Below are 20,892 nucleotides of genomic sequence, written 5' to 3'. Positions count from 1 at the left end.
ATTTAGCCGGTGAGTGAGATTCGGGGTCTGCTCACACTCGGCGATCTGCGCGAGCGTTAGCTGGTCGGCTAGCTCGCGCCAGTTCAGGGCGTTTTCCGGCGTAGTCTCTTGCATGTCGTACTCCTTTCAGTTCGGCCATTCACCGGGGCGGTGACGGCCGCCGCCGGGGCCTTCCGCACTTTGCCGGAAGTCTCGATGTCGCACCTGAGCTACCCGAACGCCGCCGTCCGCCAAACGCAGACGGCCGGACCGCGGTGACGGGCCGGCCAAGGGCGTGCGAGTACTGCTCGGCGAGCTCGTCGGCGTCAAGCGTTGCTGGACCGGTCAATTCATAGACCGCGCCGAGATGGTCCCGCGGCGCCAAAAGCACGGCGGTGACGACGTCGGCGACATCGCTGGACGCGACGGGGGAGGTGCGCCCGTTTCCGAACGGCAGTGACAGTTGGCCGGTCTCGCGGATCGAGCGGGCCGCCAGCATGTCGAAGAGCGGGTTCTCGAGCAACACGGTCGGCCGGACGTGCACGGCCGGCAGGCCCGACCAGTTGATGACGCGCTCGGCCAGCCAATGCAGGCGTTGTTGCCTGGACTCCTCCGTGCTGGTCGTCGCCATCTGGGAGACCGTCATCTGCGACATGTTCACCAGCACTTCCAGGCCACCGAGCTCCTCCGCGGCCACGCACACCACGGTGGTGGCCTGCAGATAATCCGGCGACACGCTCATGTTGAAGAACACCCGGCTGATGCCCGACATCGCCGCGAATACGTCGACCGGGTTCGTCAGGTCGCCGGCGATCACCTCGGCGCCTTCGGCGCGCAGCGCGTCGGCGCGGGCGTCGTCGTGATGCACCATGGCGCGAACAGCCTCGCCGCGGCGGAGCAGCCGGGTCACCACCTGGGGGCTGATGCCCGCCACACCGCCGCCGGCGCCCGTGATCAGGTAGGTCGGCGGCTCGGCCATGAAAGCACCCTTGTCTCAACGGATTTGGAAATGATCGTAGCCGATCGCGTTGACCTCGGCGGTTCGGTATACACGAACTGACCCCGTGTCGAATGGCGTCCGAATCCACCAAGAGGCGCAAACGCGCAGGCAGCATGGCTCTTGGTGCGGACGACGGCGACAATCCAGAGAACAGGTGTTTATCGAACGCCCCGGTTGGGAAGCCGATGGGGAAGCGTGAGCCGGCCGGCTCACGGAAGCTTCGATCAAACCGGTGGAACAACTATGGCTTCTCCGCTTCGTAGCCTCACTCGATGGAGCACGGCGCCCGCGAAGGGCGTGCAGACCGCCAGATCCTGGGTCAATGTGCCGCGCGGTCTCGCCGCCCGGGCGACTACCCCGCTGTTGCCCGACGACTACCTCAAGCTGCTCAACCCCCTGTGGTCGGCGCGGGAGTTGCGCGGCCTCATCGTCGACGTGCGCCCCGAAACCGCCGACTCGGCGACGGTCACGATCAAGCCGGGCTGGGGCTTTTCCGGCAGCTACAAGCCGGGCCAGTACGTCGGCATCGGCCTGCGTATCGACGGCCGATGGCATTGGCGCTCCTATTCGTTGACGTCGATCCCGCGCCGCGACAACAAGGACATCACCATCACCGTCAAGGCCACGCCCGAGGGTTTTCTATCGACCCACCTGGTCAACGGCGTCAAACCGGGCACCATCGTGCGCCTGGCGTCGCCGAAGGGAGACTTCGCGCTGCCCGACCCGCCGCCCGAGAAGATCCTCTTCATCACCGCGGGCAGCGGCATCACACCGGTGATGGCCATGCTGCGCACCCTCAACTCCCGCGGGCAGAAGTCTGACATCGCGCACATCCACTCGGCGCCCAGCGCGAACGATGTGATCTTCCACGACGAACTGCGCGAACTCGAGAAGGCCCAGCCGGGGTACCGACTTCACCTGCAGCTCACGCAAAGCCAGGGTCACGTCGATTTCGACCACCTCGCCGACATCGTGGACGACTGGCGCGAGCGCCCCGCGTGGGTGTGCGGCCCGAACGCCCTACTGGACAAGGTCGAAGAGGCATGGAAAACGGCCGGTTGCAGCGATCAACTGCACATGGAGCGCTTCACCATCGCGGCCACGGACAAGGGCGGCGAGGGCGGCACGGTCACCTTCGCCGTCTCCGACAAGACGATCGAAATCGACGGCGCCACATCGCTTCTGGAAGCCGGCGAAAAGGTGGGGATCCAGATGCCGTTCGGGTGCCGGATGGGCATCTGCCAGACGTGCGTGCTTCCGCTGGAGTCAGGGCACGTGCGCGACTTCCGGTCGGGCACCGAACACCGCGAGGGCGACCGCATCCAAACCTGCATCTCCACGGCGTCCGGCAACTGCACCATCAAGATCTAGGAGAAACGGATGGCAATCACCGACATCAAGGAATACGCACACCTGACCACCGAGGACATCGAGCAACTCGCCCAGGAGCTCGACGCGATCCGCGCCGACATCGAGGAGTCCCGCGGCGAGCGCGACGCCCGTTACATTCGCCGATCCATTCAGTTGCAGCGTGCGTTGGCCGCCGGCGGACGAATCGTGTTGTTCGCCAGCCACAACAAGCTTGCGTGGCTCACCGGCACCGCGATGCTCGCCTCGGCGAAAATCATCGAGAACATGGAACTGGGCCACAACATCATCCACGGCCAGTGGGACTGGATGAACGATCCCGAGATCCACTCCACTGAGTGGGAGTGGGACACCACCTGCCCGAGCGTGCAGTGGAAGCATTCCCACAACTTCGTCCACCACAAGTACACGAACGTCGTCGGCCTCGACGCCGACGTGGGCTACGGGATCATGCGCGTCACCCGTGACGAACCGTGGGAACCCTGGATGCTGGGCAACCCGATCTACAACATGCTGCTGGGCACCTTCTTCCAGTACGGCGTCGCGTTGCACCACATCGAGACGGCCAAGCTCCGCAAAAAGGAAAAGAGCTGGGCCGAAGCGATGAAAGATCTTCGGGTGATCAGCAAGAAGGTCGTCAAGCAGGAAGGCAAGGACTACCTGATCTTTCCCGCGTTGACCGGCCGCAACTGGAAGCGCACCGCCAAGGCGAACATGACCGCCAACCTGATCCGCAACCTCTGGGCGTACATGGTGATCTTCTGCGGCCACTTCCCCGACGGCGCCGAGAAGTTCACCGTCGAGGAGTTCGAGAACGAGACCCATGGCGAGTGGTACCTGCGCCAGATGCTCGGATCGGCGAACTTCAACGCCGGCCCGCTCATGGCGTTCATGAGCGGGAACCTGTGCTACCAGATCGAGCACCACCTCTTCCCGGACCTGCCCAGCAATCGCTATGCGGAGATCGCGGTGCGCGTGCGCGAGCTGTGCGACAAGTACGATCTGCCGTACACCACGGGATCCCTTGGCCGGCAATATATGCAGACGTTCTGGACGATTCTCAAACTCGCCCTGCCCGACAAGCTTCTCCAGGCGACCCCCGACGACGCCCGCGAGACGCGCTCGGAGCTGAAGTTCCGCGTCCGCGAGGGCCTGCGGGAGAGTTTCGTCGATCCCCAGACGGGCAAACGGCGTGGCCTGCGCACCGCTCTGCGGGAGTTGCGCGGGTCGGGGCGGGCGGCGTAGCCGGCGACCCAGTTTGACCTTTGGTAAGGCAACCCTTAGTTTGGAGAGGCTGACTTATCGAGGCGAAGGCTTCCAGATGCAATCAATTGGGCAGGACTCCTGATGGCGCGCGGCTTGCAGGGCGTGATACTGCGCGGTTTGGGTGCCCGTGATCACACGGCGACCGTGATCGAAACCATCCGCCTCGCACCACATTTCGTGCGGGTGCGACTGGGATCGCCGACCCTGTTCGAGGACGCGCGGGCCACACCCGCGGCGTGGCTGCGGTTCTGGTTCCCCGACCCGGACGGGTCCAACACCGAATTCCAGCGCGCCTACACGATCTGCGAGGCGGACACCGCCGCCGGGCGTTTCGCGGTCGACGTCGTGCTGCACGAACCGGCGGGTCCGGCGTCGCTGTGGGCGCGCACCGTAAAACCCGGCACGACGATCGCGGTCATGTCGATGATGGGGTCGGCGCGTTTCGATGTCCCCGAGCAGCAACCGGCCGGCTATCTGCTGATCGGTGACTCCGCGTCCATCCCGGGCATGAACGGGATCGTCGCAACGGTTCCCGACGATGTCCCGATCGAGATGTATCTCGAGCAGCACGACGACAACGACACGCTGATCCCGCTCGCGCAGCACCCCAACCTGCGGGTCCACTGGGTTGCCCACCGCGACGAGACGTCGCTGGCCGCGGCGATCGAAAGCCGGGACTGGTCGGATTGGTACGCCTGGGCGACGCCGGAGGCCACGACCCTCAGGCATGTCCGGCGGCGGCTGCGGGACGAGTTCGGATTCCCCAGGGCCGCGATACACGCTCAGGCGTACTGGCGCACCGCGCGCGCGATGGGCACCCGACGCGGTTAGGCGTTGCCTTCGCGGCACCAGGGGACGTCGTGTCGACCGTGGCGCTTGCCGTATGCCTTACAGTTGAGCGGTCAGTCGACCGCCGGAGGACTGGAGGCGTGCCTGTGAGTGCTGTGGTGTCGATTCCGCGGTACCCGGCGGACGTGACGCCCGAATGGTTGTCGGCGACGCTGAGTGACCGCCGCACCCCCGTCGAGGTCTCCGACGTCGAGGTGGCTGCCATCGGCACCGGGCAGACCGGCGCGACCTACCGAGTGACCGCCAGATATGCGACGGACCCGGGTGACCTGCCGCCCACGTTCGTGATCAAGCTGCCGGCGCAGGACGACACGGTGCGTGACCGCGTCGTCATCGGATATCGCAGCGAATGCGCCTTCTACGCTTCCGTGGCTGACCGGGTGCAGATACCGACGCCGCGGTGCTTCTACTGCGAGATCACCGAGGAAGCGATGGATTTCGCCCTGCTGCTGGCCGATCAAGCGCCGGCGGTGCAGGGCGATCAGCTCGCCGGCTGCGGTGAAGCCGAAGCGCGCCTGGCGGTGACCGCTCTCGCCGGCCTGCACGCGCCCAGCTGGTGCGATCCGGTCTGGCTGGATTTTGAAGGTATCGCGTTTGCCCGGCCGGACGAGGCCGGCGCCAACGGCATGGGCGAGGTGGCGAAGATGAGCGCCGACATCACGCTCGCGAAGCTGGGCGCTCGGCTGAGCCTCGAAGACCGCGATACCTTCAGCGCGGCAATGGGTTTGGTGGCACCATGGCTGCTGGCCGAGTACGACCGATTTGCCTTGCTACACGGGGACTATCGCCTGGACAACATGCTGTTCGACCCGGACCGCACGCGGGTCAGCGTGGTCGACTGGCAGACGCTCGGCGTCGGTCTGCCGGCCAGGGATCTCGCCTACTTCACCGCAACCAGCCTGGATTCGCAACTGCGCGCACGCATCGAAGACGACCTCGTCGCCGACTATCACCGAGCGTTGGTCGGCTGCGGGGTCACCCGCTACGACAGCGAAACGTGCTGGCGCGATTACCGGCTCGGGGTGCTGCAGGCACCGCTGATCTCGGCGCTCGGGTTCGCCTTCGCCGCCGCCACCGATCGCGGCGACGACATGGTGCTCACCATGCTGAGCCGCGGCTGCCGGGCCATCCGCGAGCTCGGGACGCTGGATCTAATCGAGCACTGATCGGCGGGCGATTTCCTGGGCCAACTGCATGCGCGACGTCACACCAAGCTTGGCGTACACATGCGTGAGATGCGTCTGCACGGTGCGCGGTGAGACGAACAGCCGGTCGCCGATGTCCCTGTTACCCAGCCCCTCGCTGACGAGCCGGACGACGTCGCGCTCGGCCGGGGTCAGCGAGTCCCAACCGGTGGGCGGCCGTTTGCGTTCGCCTCGCCCGCGCCGCGCATAGGCGATCGCCTCGTCGGTCGACAGGGCCGCGCCAGCCTCCCAGGCGGCGTCGAAATCTTTGTCGCTCAACGCTTCACGGGTCGCTGCCACCGACGCCGCGTATTCGGCATCGTACACCCGGAAGCGCACGATGCCGGTACGCTGACGGACCGCGTGCGCCGCACCGAACAGCCTTGCCGCTTCGACGTGGCTCCCGGCGTCATGGGCCAAAGCGGCGAGCAACTCCAGCAGGTCGGGAACGAATAGGTGCACTCGCAGTTCTGCGGCACGGGTCAGCGCGTCGTGGACGTCGCGCTCCGCCTGCCCCGGCTCGTTTTCCGCCAAGGCCACGCGTGTGCGGGTTGTCAAAGCGTGGACACTGAACGCGCCGGTCGACGCCGCCACGTCATCGTCGGCGCAGCGGCGGGCGATCGCCAGATCACCACGAGCCAGCGCGACTTGTGCGGCAGGCTTGGTGAAGGTGGAGGCGAGCCACGACCACCCTGCCAACCTCTCGTGGGCCGCGTCGCTTGCATCCGCTGCCGCGTCGACATCACCGGCCGCCAATGCAGCGAAGGCCAACGCCGCATACACGACACCCTCCATGTATATGCCAAGCTCGGCTGCACCATCGAGCGCCTCGAGCGCGACGGCCCGGCCTGCGTCGCCGCGTCCGCTGTTCGCCAGCACATGGCAGAGACTCGATCGCCCGGCGACCTGAAAGATCAACGCGTGAGCCGCGTCCGATTCGGCCATCAAATCGCGAAGTAACGCCTCTGCTCCCGCAACATCGCCGCGCATGAACTGCGCTCCGCTCAGACACCATCGACACCCGCGTGAGTAACCCCGGTCACCGATTTCGGCGGCGAGGTCGCGGCCCTCTGTGGCGGCGGCCACCGTGGCATCCAGATCTCCCGCGCCAGAGACCGCCGTGAAGGCTTGGAAGTAGAGGATCTGGCTCAGCCGCCACCGGTCGCCCAAGTCGCGTGCCAGGTTGGCTGCTTCGGACAGGTATGGCTCAGCCAGGTCGGCATCCCAGCCGATAACGCGGCCGCACGCGGCGAGGGTTCGCGCAAGCAAGGCCGGGTCGTTGAGTTCGCGGGCGATTGCCAACGCGCTCTTGGCTCGAGCCAGGCTCTCCGCGGTACGCATGTTGTCGAGATACGCCTTGTCGGCGAGTGCCCTCGCCATCACAGTCGGTGTCACGTTGGCTTCTGAGGCCTCGGCGTCAGCCAGACCGAGGTCAAGCCAGTCCGACCCCTCCTTGGTACAGCCCCGCGTCAGCCACAGCGGTTGCAGCGAGGTGGCGAGCAGCAACGCGCTATCGGTGTCGGAGTTCTCCCGGCTCCACGCGAAAGCGGCGCGCAGATTGTCGATGTCGGTCTCTACTCGGTCGAGCAAGACATCCAGGCTGCTGTTCCCCGGCGCGTCAAGTACTGCGGCCATCGCGGTGAAATAATCGCGGTGCCTGTCCCGGATCTCGATCGCCTCGGGAGCTTCGCCGAGCCTTTCCTGCGCGTACTGGCGGATCGTCTCGAGCAACCGGTATCTCGTTGAACCGCTGCCGGATTCGGCGTTCACGAGCGACTTGCCGACGAGCAGCGCCAGCACGTCCAGCACCTGGTGCGGTGCCAGGTCCTCGTCGCAGACCACTTCTCGGCAGGCGTCGAGATCGAATCCGCCCAGGAAAACGCCGAGCCGGCGAAACAGGATCCGCTCGGGCTCGGTCAGCAGTGCGTGGGACCAGTCGACCGACGCCCGTAACGTCTGTTGGCGGCGGACCGCGGTTCGCGATCCGCCGGTCAGCAACCGGAACCGGTCTTGCAGGCCGGCGAGGATTTCGTTGGGCGACAGGGCGCGTACCCGCGCTGCCGCCAACTCGATAGCCAACGGCATGCCGTCCAGGCGACGGCAGATCTCACGCACGGCGGCCGCATTGTCGTCGTTGACGGTGAGGCCGGGACGCGCGTGGCTGGCGCGGTCTGTGAACAGCCGGACCGCGTCGTCGCCCAGCGACAAGGACGGGACCCGCCACGTCACCTCGCCACTCATGCCGATCGGCTCGCGGCTCGTCGCCAGCACCGTCAACCGCGGGCAGGCCCCCAACAAGGCACTGGTCAGCGCCGCGCTGGCATCCAGCAGATGTTCGCAGTTGTCGAGCACCATCAGCAGGTGCCGCTCGCCGATGAACTGCAGCAGGCTTTTCTCCGGGGAGCGCCCCGGCTGGTCTGGCAGCCCCAAGGCCCGCGCGGTGGCGATGGGTACCAGGTCGGGATCGGTGAGCGGGGCGAGGTCGACGTACCACGTTCCGTCGCCGTACTCAGCGGTGAGGGAGGCCGCGACCTGCACCGCCAGCCGGGTCTTGCCGACGCCGCCGGCGCCCGTCAACGTCACCAACCGGTGCTGCGTGAGAATGGCGCGCACCTCGGCCATCTCGGCGTCCCGCCCCACGAAGCTCGTCAGCTGTGCCGGAAGGTGTTGAGCGGCAAGAGTTTCGCGCTTCCGAAGGGGCGGAAATTCGTTGCGGAGGTCGGGATGGCATAGCTGCACGACCCGCTCGGGGCGGGGCAGGTCCCGCAGCGCATGGGTGCCCAGGCCGCTCAACCACACGTCATCGGGAAGTGCGTCGGCAACCAGGTCGCCGGTGGTGCCCGACAACACCGTCTGGCCGCCATGCGCGAGCTCGCGGAGCCGAGCCGTCCGGTTGATGGCCGGGCCGACGTAGTTGTTCTCGCCACGCAGCTGCACCTCGCCGGTGTGCAGCCCGATCCGCAGCCGCAACGGGGCCAGCGGAGCTCGCTGCAACGCAAGCGCGCAGGCCACCGCATCGGATGCTCGGCCGAATGCGATGACGAAGCTGTCGCCCTCACCCTGCTCGACCGGGCGGACACCGCGATGGACCCCCACCAAATCGGCAAGCGTTCGATCTAGGTTTGCGATCGCCGCCGTCATCTCCTCGGGCTGGGAGTGCCACAGCTGCGTGGACCCTTGAACGTCGGCCAGCAACAGCGTCACGGTGCCGGTCGGCAAGGGCTGGTTCATCGCTTCGTCTACGCGCAGGTCGCTCCACTCGGTTTCGCTCATGTTAGCCAGCATGCGGTCACCGCAAGCGGCAAAACATCGGCGTATGCGCGTAGATTTCCGGGCTCAGAGGTCGCCGGTGAAATCGGCGGAGAGCCAGCGGTCGGGGCGGACGGTGAAGAGCACCTCCTCGACACCCTCCATGCTGCGGAGGAACGCGCGCCCACCCTCCTCGCCGAGGTAGCGGGTGGCGATGGCTTCCTGCATGTCCGCCGGGGCGGGCGTGGTGCTGTCGACGACGGTGCCCTCGACCACCACGTACTGATATGGCAGCTCCTCGCGCTGAACGACCAGCGTCACCGCGCCGGCCCGCTGGATGAGCCCGGCCTTGCGACTAGACGTCCCGGTCATGATCCGGATGTTGCCACCGGGCGTGTAGTCGTACCAGATCGGCACGCTGGCCGGTGGGCGGCCGTCCGCCGCGACGGACAGGACCGCGACGTGCTTGGCGGCGAGAAACTCCTGACGTTCGGCTTCGCTGAAACTCCTCATGCGCACTACGAACGCCAGACCACGGGGGCTATTCCCGGCGCGGCGTTCTCATCGCTGCGCCGCCTTGACCAGGTTTGACCCGATGATCAGGCGCTGGATTTCGCTGGTCCCCTCGTACAACCGCAGCAGGCGCACGTCGCGGTAGATGCGCTCGACGGGAACTCCGCGCATGTAGCCGCTGCCGCCGTGGATCTGGACCGCGAGATCGGCGACCTTGCCGGCCATTTCGGTGCAGAACAGCTTGGCCGCCGACGGCGCGACCCTGCGGTCGGAATTGGTGACCCACAGCCGCGCGGCGTCGCGGACCAGCGCGCGACCGGCCAGCACCCCGGTCTGCTGGTCGGCGATCATCGCCTGCACCAACTGAAAGCTCCCGATCGGCGTCCCGCCCTGGGTCGCGGTGGCGGCATACGCCACGGACTCGTCGAGCGCGCGCTGGGCGGCGCCCACCGCGAGGGCGGCGATGTGGACCCGGCCGCGCGCCAGGGAAGTCAGCGCCGCCCGGTAGCCGATGTCCTCGCTGCCGCCAATCAGCGCGTCGCTCCCGACGCGGACGTCGTCGAAGCTGACGTCGGCGGTCCACGCGCCCTCCTGGCCCATCTTCGCGTCCCTGGCGCCCACCCGAACGCCCGCGGCGTCCGCCGGCACCAAAAACACGGCGATCCCCGGGCCCCGGTCGTCGGCCGGCCGCGTGCGCGCGAATACCACGAACAGGTTGGCGACCGGCGCGTTGGTGATGAAGCGCTTGTCGCCGGAGATCACCCACTGCTCGCCGTCGCGGACGGCCTTGGTTCGCAGGCCGGCCGGATTCGATCCGGCGCCGGGTTCGGTCAGCGCGAACGAGGCGACGACCTCGCCGGAAGCCATCGACTCCAGCCAGCGGCGCTTTTGCCCGTCGGTGCCGAAGCCGACCAGGACCCGCCCGGCGATGCCGTTGTTGGTGCCGAACATCGATCGGACGGCCAGCGAGGTGTAGCCCAATTCCATTGCCAGCTCGACGTCTTGGACGAGGTTGAGGCCCAGGCCGCCCCATCGCTGCGGGATCGCGTACCCGAACAGGCCCATCTTCTTGGCCTGGTCGCGAAGATCGTCCGGCACCCGGTCGTCGGTCAGGATTTCCTGCTCGCGCGGCACGACGGCGGTGCGTACGAAGTGTCGGGTCTGGGCAAGGATGTCCCGGAAGTCGTCGTCGGGCACTTCCTGGACTTCGGCGGTGGTCATCGCGGACGCTCCTCTGTGGCACTCATCGCTCGGGTTCACCCACCCGGCGCCGGAAGCGATCCTATATAAAATATGATATTCGACCGTCGGGTACCCCGCGGCGGAAGCGAACCCAAGGGAGGCGTGATTCAGGTGTCGTTGCTGAACGGTCAGACGGCGGTCGTCACAGGAGGCGCGCAAGGGCTGGGCTTCGCCATAGCGCAGCGATTCGTCGCCGAGGGCGCGCGGGTGGTGCTCGGTGACCTGAACCTGGAGGCAACCGAAGCCGCGGCCAAAGAACTGGGCGGCAGCGACGTCGCCTTGGCGGTGCGCTGCGACGTGACCCAGGCGCCCGATGTCGAAGCCTTGATCCAGACAGCCGTCGAGCGTTTCGGCGGCCTCGACGTCATGGTCAACAACGCCGGAATCACCCGCGACGCGACGATGCGCAAGATGACCGAGGAGCAGTTCGATCAGGTCATCGCCGTGCACCTGAAGGGGACGTGGAACGGCACCCGGCTGGCGGCGGCCGTGATGCGGGAAAACAAGCGCGGCGCCATCGTCAACATGTCGTCGGTGTCGGGCAAGGTCGGCATGATCGGCCAGACCAACTATTCGGCGGCCAAGGCCGGGATCGTCGGGATGACCAAGGCCGCGGCCAAGGAGCTTGCCTACCTGGGCGTCCGGGTCAACGCGATCGCCCCTGGCCTGATTCGCTCGGCGATGACGGAGGCCATGCCGCAACGCATTTGGGACGAGAAGGTGGCCGAGATCCCGATGGGTCGCGCCGGTGAGCCCAGCGAAGTCGCCAGCGTCGCCTTGTTCCTGGCCTCCGATCTGTCCTCCTACATGACCGGCACCGTGATGGAAGTCACCGGCGGCCGGCACATCTGAGCGGATCCGAACGGAGGAGTGGCAATGCGCGAAACCGTCATCTGCGAGCCCGTACGCACGCCGATCGGCCGCTACGGCGGAATGTTCAAGTCGCTGACCGCCGTCGACCTCGGCGTCGCCGCCCTCAGGGGGCTGCTCGAGCGAACGGGAATTTCGCCCGAGGCGGTCGAGGACGTCATCCTCGGGCACTGCTACCCCAGCAGCGAGGCGCCCGCGATCGGTCGTGTCGTCGCGTTGGATTCCGGCCTGCCGGTGACGGTTCCGGGGATGCAGGTCGACCGGCGCTGCGGGTCGGGCCTGCAGGCGGTGATCCAGGCGTGCCTGCAGGTCGGCAACGGCGACAACGAACTCGTCATCGCCGGTGGCTGCGAGAGCATGAGCAACGTCGCCTTCTACTCCACAGACATGCGTTGGGGCGGCGCCCGGGGCGGCATCCGGGTGCACGACGGCCTCGCGCGCGGACGCACGACCGCCGGCGGCCGGTACTACCCGGTGCCGGGCGGGATGCTGGAGACCGCCGAGAATCTGCGACGCCAGTACGGCATCTCGCGTCTGGAGCAGGACGAGTTGGCGGTGCGCTCACACCAGCGCGCGGTGGCCGCGCAGAAGGACGGCATCATGGCCGAGGAGATCATCCCGGTTGCGGTGCGCATGCGCCAGGGCGAGGAACTGATCGACACCGACGAGCATCCGCGCGCCGACACCTCGGTGGAGTCATTGGGCAAGCTGAAACCCGTTCTGCTGGGCCAGGATCCGGAGGCGACGGTCACGGCCGGCAACGCCAGCGGGCAGAACGACGCCGCGTCGATGTGCGTGGTGACCACGCCGGAGAAGGCGGGCGAACGTGGGCTGACGCCGCTGGTCCGCTTGGTGTCCTGGGGGTCGGCCGGCGTGGCCCCCAACATCATGGGCATCGGCCCGGTGCCCGCCACCGGGGTCGCCCTCGCCAAGGCGGGCCTGCGGCTCTCCGACATCGACGTCATCGAGCTCAACGAAGCGTTTGCCGCGCAGGCGCTTGCGGTGATGCGGGAATGGAAGTTCGGCGCCGCCGACCACGACCGCACCAACGTGCACGGGTCCGGGATCTCGCTGGGCCATCCCGTCGGGGCGACCGGCGGCAGGATGCTGGCCACACTGGCGCGCGAACTCGTGCGCCGCCAGGCGCGCTACGGGCTGGAGACCATGTGCATCGGCGGCGGCCAGGGGCTAGCCGCGGTCTTCGAACGGGTCGCCCCGGCATGACCGGCCCCCTGAGCGGCCTCACCGTCGTCGAGGTGTCCAGCTTCGTCGCCGCACCGCTGTGCGGCATGACACTGCGTCAGCTTGGCGCGCAGGTGATCCGCGTCGATCCGATCGGCGGTGCTTCCGACGTCCAGCGCTGGCCGCTGGCCGCGGGCGGCGCGTCGATCTACTGGACCGGACTGAACAAGGGAAAGCGTTCGGCCACCATCGATCTGCGCTCGGCCGAGGGTCAGGAGCTGGTTCAGCGCCTCATCGTCGAGGGCGACGGCATCGTCGTCACCAACGCCGCCGGCCTGTCCTGGCTGAGCCATGACGTGCTGGCCGCCAAACGTTCCGACGTCATCCACGTCCAGCTGCTGGGGCGCGGGGACGGATCCACCGCGGTGGATTACACCGTCAACGCCGGTGTGGGATACCCGCTCGTCACCGGTCCGGCCGGGCACGGGGGTCCGATCAACCATGTGCTGCCCGCCTGGGACGTGTGCTGCGGCCTCTACGCCGCGCTCGCCGTCGTCACCGCCGTCCGCCACCGGGACGGGGCCGGCGTCGGCGCGCGCGTCAGCCTGGCGCTGGAGGACGTGGCGCTGGCCACTGCGGGAAACCTCGGGCTGCTGACCGAGCCCCAGGTCAACGGGACGCAACGGCAACGGCTGGGCAATGCCATCTACGGCCAGTACGGCCAGGACTTCGCCAGCCGCGACGGCGTCGCGTTCATGGTTGTCACGTTGACCCGCAGGCACTTTCGCGACCTCGTTGACGTGACCGGCACGGCCGCCGCTGTGTCGGCGCTCGAGGGGGCGCTGGGCGTGGACTTCGGCTCGGAGGGCGACCGCTACCGCTACCGCGACGCACTGTCGGGGCTGTTCGCCACCTGGTTCGCCGACCACACGGGCGACGAGATCACCGCCGCCCTGTCGGGCACCACCGTGTTGTTCGAGCGGTACCGCACGTTCGCCGACGTCGCCGCGAGCCCGAAAGTGACCGCCAATCCGCTGTTTTCCCGACTGCACCAGCCTGGCGTCGGGGACCATTTCGCCCCGGGCCTGCCGGCCGCGTTCGACGGCGCCCATCCCGCCGGCGCGCCTGCGCCCGCGCTGGGACAGGACACCGCCGATGTGCTCGCCGAGTGCCTGGGGCTTTCGGCGGCCGACATCGCGCGCCTGACGAGCGCCAAGACGATAGGGGAACCCTGCGCATGACCAAACTCGCCCAAACCCTCGGCCTGACCGAGTTCCAGACCGAGATCATCGCCACGGTGCGCCAATTCGTCGAAAAGGAAGTCATTCCCAACGCGCCGGAACTCGAACGCGGCGACACCTACCCGCAGCACATCGTCGACCAGATGCGCGAGATGGGCCTGTTCGGGCTGATGATTCCCCAGGAATATGGCGGGCTGGGGGAGTCGCTGCTGACGTACGCGCTGTGCGTCGAGGAGCTGGCGCGCGGGTGGATGAGCGTATCCGGGGTGCTCAACACGCATTTCATCGTGGCGTACATGCTGCGCCAGCACGGCACCGATGCGCAGAAGCAACGTTTTTTGCCGCGCATGGCGACCGGCGAGTCCCGCGGCGCGTTTTCCATGTCGGAGCCGGAGCTGGGCTCCGACGTCGCGGCGATCCGAACCCGGGCGGCGCGCAACCCGGACGGAAACTACACCATCAACGGGCAGAAGATGTGGCTGACCAACGGCGGCAGTTCGACGCTGATCGCCGTGTTGGTGCGCACCGACGAGGGCGCCGACAACCCGCACCGCAACCTCACCGCGTTCCTCGTCGAAAAGCCAACCGGGTTCGGCGAAGTCGTGCCCGGCCTAGTGATACCCGGCAAGATAGACAAGCTGGGCTACAAGGGCATCGACACCACCGAGCTCATCTTCGACGGCTACCAGGCCAGCGCCGACGACGTCCTCGGGGGCAAGCCGGGGCAGGGCTTCTTCCAGATGATGGACGGCATCGAGGTCGGCCGGGTCAACGTCTCGGCCCGGGCATGCGGTATCGGCATCCGCGCCTTCGAGCTCGCCGTGCGGTACGCCCAGCAGCGGCACACGTTCGGCAAGCCGATCGCCGAGCACCAGGCCATCGCGTTCCAGTTGGCGGAGATGGCGACCAAAGTGGAAGCGGCGCACCTGATGATGGTCAACGCGGCGCGGTTGAAGGATTCCGGTGAGCGCAACGACGTCGCCGCCGGGATGGCCAAATACCTTGCCAGCGAATACTGTTCGGAGGTTACCCAGCAGAGCTTCCGGATCCACGGCGGCTACGGCTACTCCAAGGAATACGAGGTCGAACGGCTGATGCGCGACGCCCCGTTCCTGCTGATCGGCGAGGGGACCAGCGAAATCCAGAAGTCGATCATCAGCAAGCGACTGCTCGCCGAGTATCAGGTGTGACGCCGATGACCGTTCCGGATTTCGCCGCGCGGACGCAACTTTCCGACGATGTCGCGCGCCTGATCCGCAAGAGGATCTTCGACGGCAGCTACGCCGCGGGGTCCTACGTCCGGCTGGATCAACTGGCGGCGGAGCTGGGGATCAGCGTCACACCGGTGCGCGAGGCGCTGTTCGCGCTGCGCGCCGAAGGCCTGATCGCCCAGCAGCCCCACCGCGGCTTCGTCGTGTTGCCCGTCACCGGACGAGATGTCGCCGACGTCGCGAACGTGCAGGGTTACGTCGGCGGGGAACTGGCCGCGCGGGCGGCGGCCAACATCACCGACGACCAGCTGCGCGAACTCAAACAGATCCAGGCGGAGCTCGAAGAAGCCTATGCCGGCGCTGACGATGACAGGACTGTTCGGCTCAATCACGAGTTCCACCGGGCGATCAACGTTGCCGCGGACTCGCCCAAACTCGCCCAGCTGATGTCGCAGATCACCCGCTACGCACCGGAATCCGTGTTTCCCGCCATCGCCGGCTGGCCGCAACAGTCGATGAAGGATCATCGGCGGATCTTGTCCGCGCTCAAAAAGCACGACGGGGAGCTCGCGCGCGCGGCGATGTCGCAGCACCTCGCCGCCGGCGCGGGGCCCTTGATGGCGCACCTCACCGCGCGAGGCGTGGTCGTCGACGCGAGTGGTCCCCATCCTCACTGAGCCGGGCTAACTGTTGTTGCTGAGGGACGCCTAGGCATAGGCTGCCCTCGGAGGGGGCAACAACATAAAGCGAGGAACAGTGCCCCGAACTATTCGCGCATCGGCCCTATTCGTTGCGTGCATGGTCGGGATCGCCCTCGCGCCGCCGGCCGTCGCCGATACTCTCGATCCGATCCCCGGCAATGGCGTCTTTGTCGTCGGGCCCGACATCGCGCCCGGGCTTTACCACACGGCCGGTTCGGCGTCGACCTTTGGGGTGTGGATAAACAATGTGCCGACACAGGACTCGATGTGCGCGTGGTTCACGTACAGCACACCTGATGCGAATAAGGAACACGTACTTCAGACGAATATGTCTATCGGTCCGATGTACGCGAACATCAACACTGCGGTCAAGGCCTTCGAGTCGCAGAACTGTCAGCCCTGGACGCGGGTGCCGTAAGGCGGGTTCGCGTCGATCAACATCTCGGGCAGCCGCTGGGTGTCGACCTTGCCGGTGGCGCCGCGCGGAACGTCGTCGTCGGATTCCAGCAATAACCAAACCGTCGGCACCTTGAAGGCGCTCAACAACTTTCGGGCCGACTCGCGCAGCCACTCGGGCGTCAGCGCTTGACCGCCACAGACCACCGCCGCACCCACCCGTTCGCCGGCGACGCCCGGCACGTTGGCGACGTAGGCGTTGTCGACGCTGGCTCAGCGTCGCGTGCTGTCCGAAGTTCAGCGCCTGCTTGGCCAGCCCGATCGCGGCGGTGGGCCCGTTGGCCAGCCGCTCCAGCAGCCTCTCGGCCGCGTCCTCGAGTTCGCGCGAGCCCACCGCTCGGTGGATCAGGCCCCAGTCGGCCGCGTCCCTGGCGCCCACCTTCTCGCCGAACAGCAGCATGCGCCTGGCACGCGCCACACCGACCAGCCGGGGCAACAGCCACGTGGATCCCGAATCAGGGCTGAAGCCGCGGTCCACCAACGGTTCCCAGAACACCGCATCGTCGGCGGCCACGGTTAAGTCGGCGGCCAGCGCGAGGTTGCAGCCGAATCCTGCCGCCCATCCCCGCACGGTGCAGACCACCGGCAGCTGGACGCTCGCGACGAGTTCGATCACGCGGTGGGCGGCGTGGGGCATGCGCCGCACCAGATCGCCGGCGCGCGGACGAGCCAGAGCTGTGATACCACGTTAGTTCACTTCTGCCACAACGGATTCAGCGGCAGACTAGATTGTCAATTTGCCCGCCGCACAGCGACAATCGGGGCGCCGTTTCACATCAAATGGATTTTGTCGCTGTGAGGCGGACAAAGGACATGCCCGCGGGAGTGAAGACGTATGTTGCGGATGTGACTTCAGACAGCGCCTTCAACGGCCGCTGCCGTCTAGGTTCGTCCGCTCTGGCCGCTCGACTTGGCCGCCTTGCGTTGCCGGGACGCCGCCGATTTGGCTCCCTTGGCGCCCTTCTCGATCAGGCTGCCGGCGTGGTCGAGGATGCAGTCCAGGCCGAACTCGAAATTGGTCTCGTCGGGGGCCCCGATGCGATGGCCCTGACCGGTCACCTTGGCGATCAGCGGAGTGGTTGCCGGATCGATTGCCACGGCGTCCTCGATGGCGCGCGGTCCGCTGTCCGGCGTCTGGTTCTTCTCGTAGAGCCGATGCAGCACCACCGAACCGCGGACATGAACCGAGACCGCGGAATAGGTGTCGAAGGCATCTTCGGGCGACAGGCCGGCCTCCACCAGATTGGCGATCGCGCGCTCCATCTCCTGGGCGCCCAGCCGCGCCGCCTTCGGGCTGAGGGCGGCCCGAATAAGAATCAGGTCGCACAGAATCGGGTTGCCCATGAACGTTTTACGCATCAAGCGGGCATGGTTGCGCAGCGTCTCGCGCCAGTCGCTGGCTTCGACATAGGGGGTGGCGAAGACGTACTTGCTCAGGGCGCGGTCGGTCATGGCGTTGAGCAGATCGTCCTTCTTGCGGAAGTACCAGTAGATGCTGGTGACCCCCACGCCGAGGTGTTTGCCCAGCAGCGGCATACTCAGGTTGTCAATCGACACTCGCTCCGCGAGTTCGAATGCGCCGCTGATGATGTCGTCCGGGTTGATGGACCCGCGTTCGCGCCGTTGACGCTTATCAGCGGTTGCCTGCTTTGCCACTACGGGCACCTCCATCAGGGTCTGGCCGTGCCGCCGGTAAAGTGGAATCTACCGGCAGTTCCTCTCTGACCTGCGTATACGCATGCGTGTCGTCGCGTTTTCCGTCTGCTACTGTAATACCTATCGTAGGCTTTTTGGTAAAACGGCTGGACACATGGATCTAGGGCTGGCGAATGCCACGGCGGTGGTCGTCGGTGGTAGTCGCGGGATGGGGTTGGCGACGGCCCGCTGCCTGGCCGACGAAGGGGCCCGGGTGGCGGTGGTCGGCCGCAGCCGAGACGCGCTCGATTCTGCGGTGGCCGATTTGACGGGACGCGGTAGCCCGGAATCCCTCGGGCTCGCGGCCGACATCGGTGACGCCGCTGCGGTCGAGAAGGTGTTCGCCGATCTCGCGGGGCAGTGGGGCGGCGAACTCAACGTGCTCATCAATACGGTCGGGCCAGGCGCGGCGGGCCGCTTCGACGACCTGACCGACCAACAATGGCACCAGGCCGTCGAGGACGGGGTCATGGGCATGGTGCGCTGCGTCCGTTCGGCACTTCCCCTGCTGCGCAAGGCGCAATGGGCGCGGATCGTCAACTTCTCGGCGCACTCGACCCAGCGGCAAAGCGTCATGCTGCCCGCCTACACGGCCGCCAAGTCGATGCTGACGAGCGTATCGAAAAACCTGTCCTTGCTGCTGGCCAAGGACGAGATCTTGGTCAACGTGGTATCGCCCGGCAGCATCGCGTCCGAGTCGCTGGTCGGCTGGGCGAAGTCCGTCGGTGTCGACGGCACCGACCCGTACGCCCTGATGGACGCCATTGCCAAGCATTTCGGTCATCCCGCGCAGATGCCGCGGGCCGGCCTGCCGGAGGAAATAGGGCCGGTCGCCGCGTTTCTCGCATCGCGGCGCAACTCCTACATGACCGGCGCCAACATCAACGTCGACGGTGGTTCGGACTTCACTTGACCCGAAATCGTTTGGCCGACAGAAGGAGTCGATTGTGGCGACGGCGACTGAGGCGCGCACCTGGGCGCGGGCAGCATTGCGGGGAATCGGCGACTCGCTCTACACGCCGTTCTGCGGCGCCGACGGCGATGACATCGACTGGGACGCCTACCGGACGCTGGTGCGTTACTGCGTCGGCGATCTCGGGCACCCGATGTTGTGGTGTACCAGCGGCATCGCCGAGTTTTGGTCACTGACCCTCGATGAGCGCAAACGCCTGTTAGAGGTGGCGATCGAGGACGCGCGCGGCCTGAATCCCGATGTGGTGGTGCAGGCTTGCACAGCGGCGATGTCGGCGAAGGACTGTCTGGAATTGACGCGGCATGCCCAAGACGTGGGTGCCGACATCGCCTACATCCAAACGCCGATGATGGAGGCCCACGGGGGTGAGGGCGTGTTGCGGTTCTTCAAGTACGTTGCCGCGCGCACCGATATCGCGTTGGGCATGTTCAACTCCCCGTCCTCCGGCTACGTTTTGACCCCGGCCGAGAGCGCACGGATTTACGACGAGGTGCCCGCGGTGTGCGCCACCAAGGAGGGCGCGTTCCGGCCGGAGGCGAGCCGGCGGCTGCACCAGCTGGCGCCCGGCCTGGCGGTCTGGGAATGCGACAGGACCGTGTACCGCGCCGGGTGGTTGCGTGCCGGTATCGTCTGCCCGGCGCAACTGGGTACGGCCGGCTATCTGTTCGAGACCCCGCAGCGGCGACTGTTTTCCGAGTATTGGGATCTGGTGCTCAACGACAAGCTCCTGGAGGCGATGGACTATGGGCGCGAGTCCGGGATGGACCGGTTCGACCTCGACATCGGCTCGTGGTGGACGTGCTACCCCGGGCGATCGGATTACTTCACCCATTGGGGTGGGGCGTTCAAGTACGCCGCGTCGCTGCTGGGACTGCCTATAGGCGACTATCCGCATTCCCGCCCCCCGCAGGCCGAGCTGCCGGCCGAGGCAAAGAGCCAGATCGAAAGCGCCTATCAACGCCTGGGTCTCATCGAAACCGTGTTGCAGTAGAACGAATTACAAAGCGGAGCGGGCCCGATCGATACCGGGCCCGCTCGCTAAGCCGGCCGTTTACTGCTGCTCGGCCCGCTCACGCTCCTCGTACGCCTTGGCCTTGCCACGCGCCTTTTCGGCGGCAGCTTCCTTCTTCCCGGCGTCGCGCTGGGCGTCGGCCTTGTCCTGCTGCGCCTTGCCCTCGTTCACCAGGTCATCGCGGCCGATGATGATGCCGATGACCTGCTTGGTCTTACCAAAGACATCCTCGACGATGCCCCTGACCAGCTCGATCGGGCCGCTCTTGATGTCAACCATTTGCATCTCCCTCCCCTTGATGGATGGCTTAAGTGAAGGTTTCCCGGACCCGCGTTCGGCGCAAACATGTCGTCAACGTGGCGCGCGCCATAGCGTCAGCCCGCGAGCGGCGGCGGCTCCGGCTCCGGTTGGCTGCCTTGGTGCCGTCTCCACGCGCGCAACGCCAGACCCGAAAGAACGCCGATCAGCGCCGCCCAGAACAGGATCTGCGCCGCCGTCACCGTCAGCTCGGCCCGCAGCGCCACCGCGCGCGCCTGGCGCAGGCGGTGAGCCAGCGCTTTCAACGTCGTCTTCACGAGTCATCGATAACCCCCGCATCGCCATCCCAAACCTCTCGCCCGCGGTTACGATCGGGCAGTGCTCACGCTGGGCGTCATCGGCTGGATCGTCATCGGGGGCGTGGCCGGTTGGGTGGGCAGCAAAATCATGGGGACCGACGCGCAGATGGGCCTGCTCCTCAACATCGCGGTCGGCGTCGTCGGCGGGTTGATCGGTGGTTTCCTCCTTCGTGCCATGGGCGTCACCATCGACGGGCGAGGGTTGTTGTTCTCGTTTCTGACGTGTCTGGTGGGGGCGGTGATCCTGCTGGCGATCGTCAAGCTGATCACCGGCGGACGGGCGT

The 20,892-nt window shown here is 66.8% G+C and carries 19 protein-coding genes and 3 pseudogenes; 13 read left to right on the top strand and 9 right to left on the bottom strand.

The window, feature by feature from the left end; all coding sequences use genetic code 11:
* Nucleotides 1-139: 139 nt before the first annotated feature.
* Nucleotides 140-958, bottom strand: coding sequence for an NAD(P)H-binding protein (locus VMD50_RS11845; protein WP_325427942.1), 819 nt, complete (start codon nt 956-958; stop codon nt 140-142).
* Nucleotides 959-1,222: 264 nt separating this feature from the next.
* Between VMD50_RS11845 and VMD50_RS11840 the strand changes: the two genes are divergently transcribed.
* From VMD50_RS11840 to VMD50_RS11825, 4 genes and pseudogenes are all read left to right on the top strand, one after another.
* Nucleotides 1,223-2,350, top strand: coding sequence for a ferredoxin reductase (locus tag VMD50_RS11840; protein ID WP_325427941.1), 1,128 nt, complete (start codon nt 1,223-1,225; stop codon nt 2,348-2,350).
* Between the two features lie 9 nt (nt 2,351-2,359).
* The gene (locus VMD50_RS11835) at nt 2,360-3,592 is read left to right on the top strand and encodes a fatty acid desaturase family protein (RefSeq protein ID WP_325427940.1); all 1,233 of its coding nucleotides are present in this window, start codon (nt 2,360-2,362) and stop codon (nt 3,590-3,592) included.
* Between the two features lie 102 nt (nt 3,593-3,694).
* A pseudogene (locus tag VMD50_RS11830) lies at nt 3,695-4,438 on the top strand (siderophore-interacting protein); the annotation flags it as partial.
* Nucleotides 4,439-4,548: 110 nt separating this feature from the next.
* Complete coding sequence (locus VMD50_RS11825) at nt 4,549-5,628, top strand: phosphotransferase family protein (protein WP_325427944.1); 1,080 nt, start codon at nt 4,549-4,551, stop codon at nt 5,626-5,628.
* Here the strand turns inward: VMD50_RS11825 and VMD50_RS11820 are convergent.
* From VMD50_RS11820 to VMD50_RS11810, 3 genes are all read right to left on the bottom strand, one after another.
* Entirely contained in the window at nt 5,614-8,877 is a 3,264-nt protein-coding gene (locus tag VMD50_RS11820) for a LuxR C-terminal-related transcriptional regulator (protein ID WP_325427943.1), read from the bottom strand. The two genes, VMD50_RS11825 and VMD50_RS11820, sit on opposite strands and share 15 nt — an antisense overlap.
* A 105-nt stretch (nt 8,878-8,982) precedes the next feature.
* Nucleotides 8,983-9,408 carry a pyridoxamine 5'-phosphate oxidase family protein gene (locus VMD50_RS11815; protein WP_325427939.1) on the bottom strand — a complete coding sequence of 142 codons (426 nt, stop codon included), beginning with the start codon at nt 9,406-9,408 and terminating at the stop codon, nt 8,983-8,985.
* Nucleotides 9,409-9,456: 48 nt separating this feature from the next.
* Nucleotides 9,457-10,629: an acyl-CoA dehydrogenase family protein gene (locus VMD50_RS11810; RefSeq protein WP_325427938.1), complete on the bottom strand. Its 1,173-nt coding sequence runs from the start codon at nt 10,627-10,629 to the stop codon at nt 9,457-9,459.
* Nucleotides 10,630-10,752: 123 nt separating this feature from the next.
* On the opposite strand from VMD50_RS11810, the gene fabG reads away from it, so the two are divergent.
* From fabG to VMD50_RS11780, 6 genes are all read left to right on the top strand, one after another.
* Nucleotides 10,753-11,502: a 3-oxoacyl-ACP reductase FabG gene (gene fabG, locus VMD50_RS11805; protein WP_325427937.1), complete on the top strand. Its 750-nt coding sequence runs from the start codon at nt 10,753-10,755 to the stop codon at nt 11,500-11,502.
* Nucleotides 11,503-11,526: 24 nt separating this feature from the next.
* Nucleotides 11,527-12,744: an acetyl-CoA C-acetyltransferase gene (locus VMD50_RS11800; protein ID WP_325427936.1), complete on the top strand. Its 1,218-nt coding sequence runs from the start codon at nt 11,527-11,529 to the stop codon at nt 12,742-12,744.
* The gene (locus VMD50_RS11795; protein ID WP_325427935.1) at nt 12,741-13,943 is read left to right on the top strand and encodes a CoA transferase; all 1,203 of its coding nucleotides are present in this window, start codon (nt 12,741-12,743) and stop codon (nt 13,941-13,943) included. Before VMD50_RS11800 ends, VMD50_RS11795 begins: the two co-directional genes overlap by 4 nt.
* Nucleotides 13,940-15,133, top strand: a complete 1,194-nt coding sequence (locus tag VMD50_RS11790) for an acyl-CoA dehydrogenase family protein (protein ID WP_325427934.1) — start codon at nt 13,940-13,942, stop codon at nt 15,131-15,133. Before VMD50_RS11795 ends, VMD50_RS11790 begins: the two co-directional genes overlap by 4 nt.
* 5 nt (nt 15,134-15,138) lie before the next feature.
* Nucleotides 15,139-15,831, top strand: a complete 693-nt coding sequence (locus VMD50_RS11785; RefSeq protein ID WP_325427933.1) for a GntR family transcriptional regulator — start codon at nt 15,139-15,141, stop codon at nt 15,829-15,831.
* Nucleotides 15,832-15,952: 121 nt separating this feature from the next.
* Complete coding sequence (locus tag VMD50_RS11780) at nt 15,953-16,273, top strand: hypothetical protein (RefSeq protein ID WP_414686048.1); 321 nt, start codon at nt 15,953-15,955, stop codon at nt 16,271-16,273.
* Here the strand turns inward: VMD50_RS11780 and VMD50_RS11775 are convergent.
* The 3 genes and pseudogenes from VMD50_RS11775 to VMD50_RS11765 all read right to left on the bottom strand — a co-directional run.
* Nucleotides 16,249-16,518 (bottom strand): annotated as a pseudogene (locus VMD50_RS11775) (long-chain fatty acid--CoA ligase); the annotation flags it as partial. The gene VMD50_RS11780 and the pseudogene VMD50_RS11775 sit on opposite strands and share 25 nt — an antisense overlap.
* A gap of 1 nt (nt 16,519) precedes the next feature.
* Nucleotides 16,520-16,978, bottom strand: a pseudogene (locus tag VMD50_RS11770) (enoyl-CoA hydratase/isomerase family protein); the annotation flags it as partial.
* 215 nt (nt 16,979-17,193) lie between these two features.
* Complete coding sequence (locus VMD50_RS11765) at nt 17,194-17,982, bottom strand: TetR/AcrR family transcriptional regulator (RefSeq protein ID WP_325427931.1); 789 nt, start codon at nt 17,980-17,982, stop codon at nt 17,194-17,196.
* 139 nt (nt 17,983-18,121) lie between these two features.
* On the opposite strand from VMD50_RS11765, the gene VMD50_RS11760 reads away from it, so the two are divergent.
* Both VMD50_RS11760 and VMD50_RS11755 read left to right on the top strand, forming a co-directional pair.
* Nucleotides 18,122-18,919 carry an SDR family NAD(P)-dependent oxidoreductase gene (locus VMD50_RS11760; RefSeq protein WP_325427930.1) on the top strand — a complete coding sequence of 266 codons (798 nt, stop codon included), beginning with the start codon at nt 18,122-18,124 and terminating at the stop codon, nt 18,917-18,919.
* 34 nt (nt 18,920-18,953) lie between these two features.
* Complete coding sequence (locus VMD50_RS11755; RefSeq protein ID WP_325427929.1) at nt 18,954-19,970, top strand: dihydrodipicolinate synthase family protein; 1,017 nt, start codon at nt 18,954-18,956, stop codon at nt 19,968-19,970.
* 60 nt (nt 19,971-20,030) lie between these two features.
* Here the strand turns inward: VMD50_RS11755 and mbp1 are convergent, their stop codons facing one another.
* Nucleotides 20,031-20,270 carry a microaggregate-binding protein 1 gene (mbp1, locus tag VMD50_RS11750; protein ID WP_325427928.1) on the bottom strand — a complete coding sequence of 80 codons (240 nt, stop codon included), beginning with the start codon at nt 20,268-20,270 and terminating at the stop codon, nt 20,031-20,033.
* A gap of 95 nt (nt 20,271-20,365) precedes the next feature.
* Complete coding sequence (locus VMD50_RS11745; RefSeq protein WP_325427927.1) at nt 20,366-20,566, bottom strand: hypothetical protein; 201 nt, start codon at nt 20,564-20,566, stop codon at nt 20,366-20,368.
* A gap of 61 nt (nt 20,567-20,627) precedes the next feature.
* On the opposite strand from VMD50_RS11745, the gene VMD50_RS11740 reads away from it, so the two are divergent.
* Nucleotides 20,628-20,892: GlsB/YeaQ/YmgE family stress response membrane protein (locus tag VMD50_RS11740; RefSeq protein WP_325427926.1), on the top strand; the 265-nt coding region annotated here is incomplete at its 3' end.

Origin of the sequence: Mycobacterium sp. (assembly GCF_035506235.1) — a bacterium.
Classification (GTDB): Bacteria; Actinomycetota; Actinomycetes; order Mycobacteriales; family Mycobacteriaceae; genus Mycobacterium.
This window is presented reverse-complemented; position numbering and strand designations above follow the sequence as displayed.

Coding starts and splice junctions, on each gene's coding strand:
- VMD50_RS11845 (WP_325427942.1), bottom strand. CDS start 958: ATGGCCGAGCCGCCGACCTACCTGATCACGGGCGCCGGCGGCGGTGTG.
- VMD50_RS11840 (WP_325427941.1), top strand. CDS start 1,223: ATGGCTTCTCCGCTTCGTAGCCTCACTCGATGGAGCACGGCGCCCGCG.
- VMD50_RS11835 (WP_325427940.1), top strand. CDS start 2,360: ATGGCAATCACCGACATCAAGGAATACGCACACCTGACCACCGAGGAC.
- VMD50_RS11820 (WP_325427943.1), bottom strand. CDS start 8,877: ATGAACCAGCCCTTGCCGACCGGCACCGTGACGCTGTTGCTGGCCGAC.
- VMD50_RS11815 (WP_325427939.1), bottom strand. CDS start 9,408: ATGAGGAGTTTCAGCGAAGCCGAACGTCAGGAGTTTCTCGCCGCCAAG.
- VMD50_RS11810 (WP_325427938.1), bottom strand. CDS start 10,629: ATGACCACCGCCGAAGTCCAGGAAGTGCCCGACGACGACTTCCGGGAC.
- VMD50_RS11800 (WP_325427936.1), top strand. CDS start 11,527: ATGCGCGAAACCGTCATCTGCGAGCCCGTACGCACGCCGATCGGCCGC.
- VMD50_RS11795 (WP_325427935.1), top strand. CDS start 12,741: ATGACCGGCCCCCTGAGCGGCCTCACCGTCGTCGAGGTGTCCAGCTTC.
- VMD50_RS11790 (WP_325427934.1), top strand. CDS start 13,940: ATGACCAAACTCGCCCAAACCCTCGGCCTGACCGAGTTCCAGACCGAG.
- VMD50_RS11785 (WP_325427933.1), top strand. CDS start 15,139: ATGACCGTTCCGGATTTCGCCGCGCGGACGCAACTTTCCGACGATGTC.
- VMD50_RS11780 (WP_414686048.1), top strand. CDS start 15,953: ATGGTCGGGATCGCCCTCGCGCCGCCGGCCGTCGCCGATACTCTCGAT.
- VMD50_RS11765 (WP_325427931.1), bottom strand. CDS start 17,982: ATGGAGGTGCCCGTAGTGGCAAAGCAGGCAACCGCTGATAAGCGTCAA.
- VMD50_RS11760 (WP_325427930.1), top strand. CDS start 18,122: ATGGATCTAGGGCTGGCGAATGCCACGGCGGTGGTCGTCGGTGGTAGT.
- mbp1 (WP_325427928.1), bottom strand. CDS start 20,270: ATGGTTGACATCAAGAGCGGCCCGATCGAGCTGGTCAGGGGCATCGTC.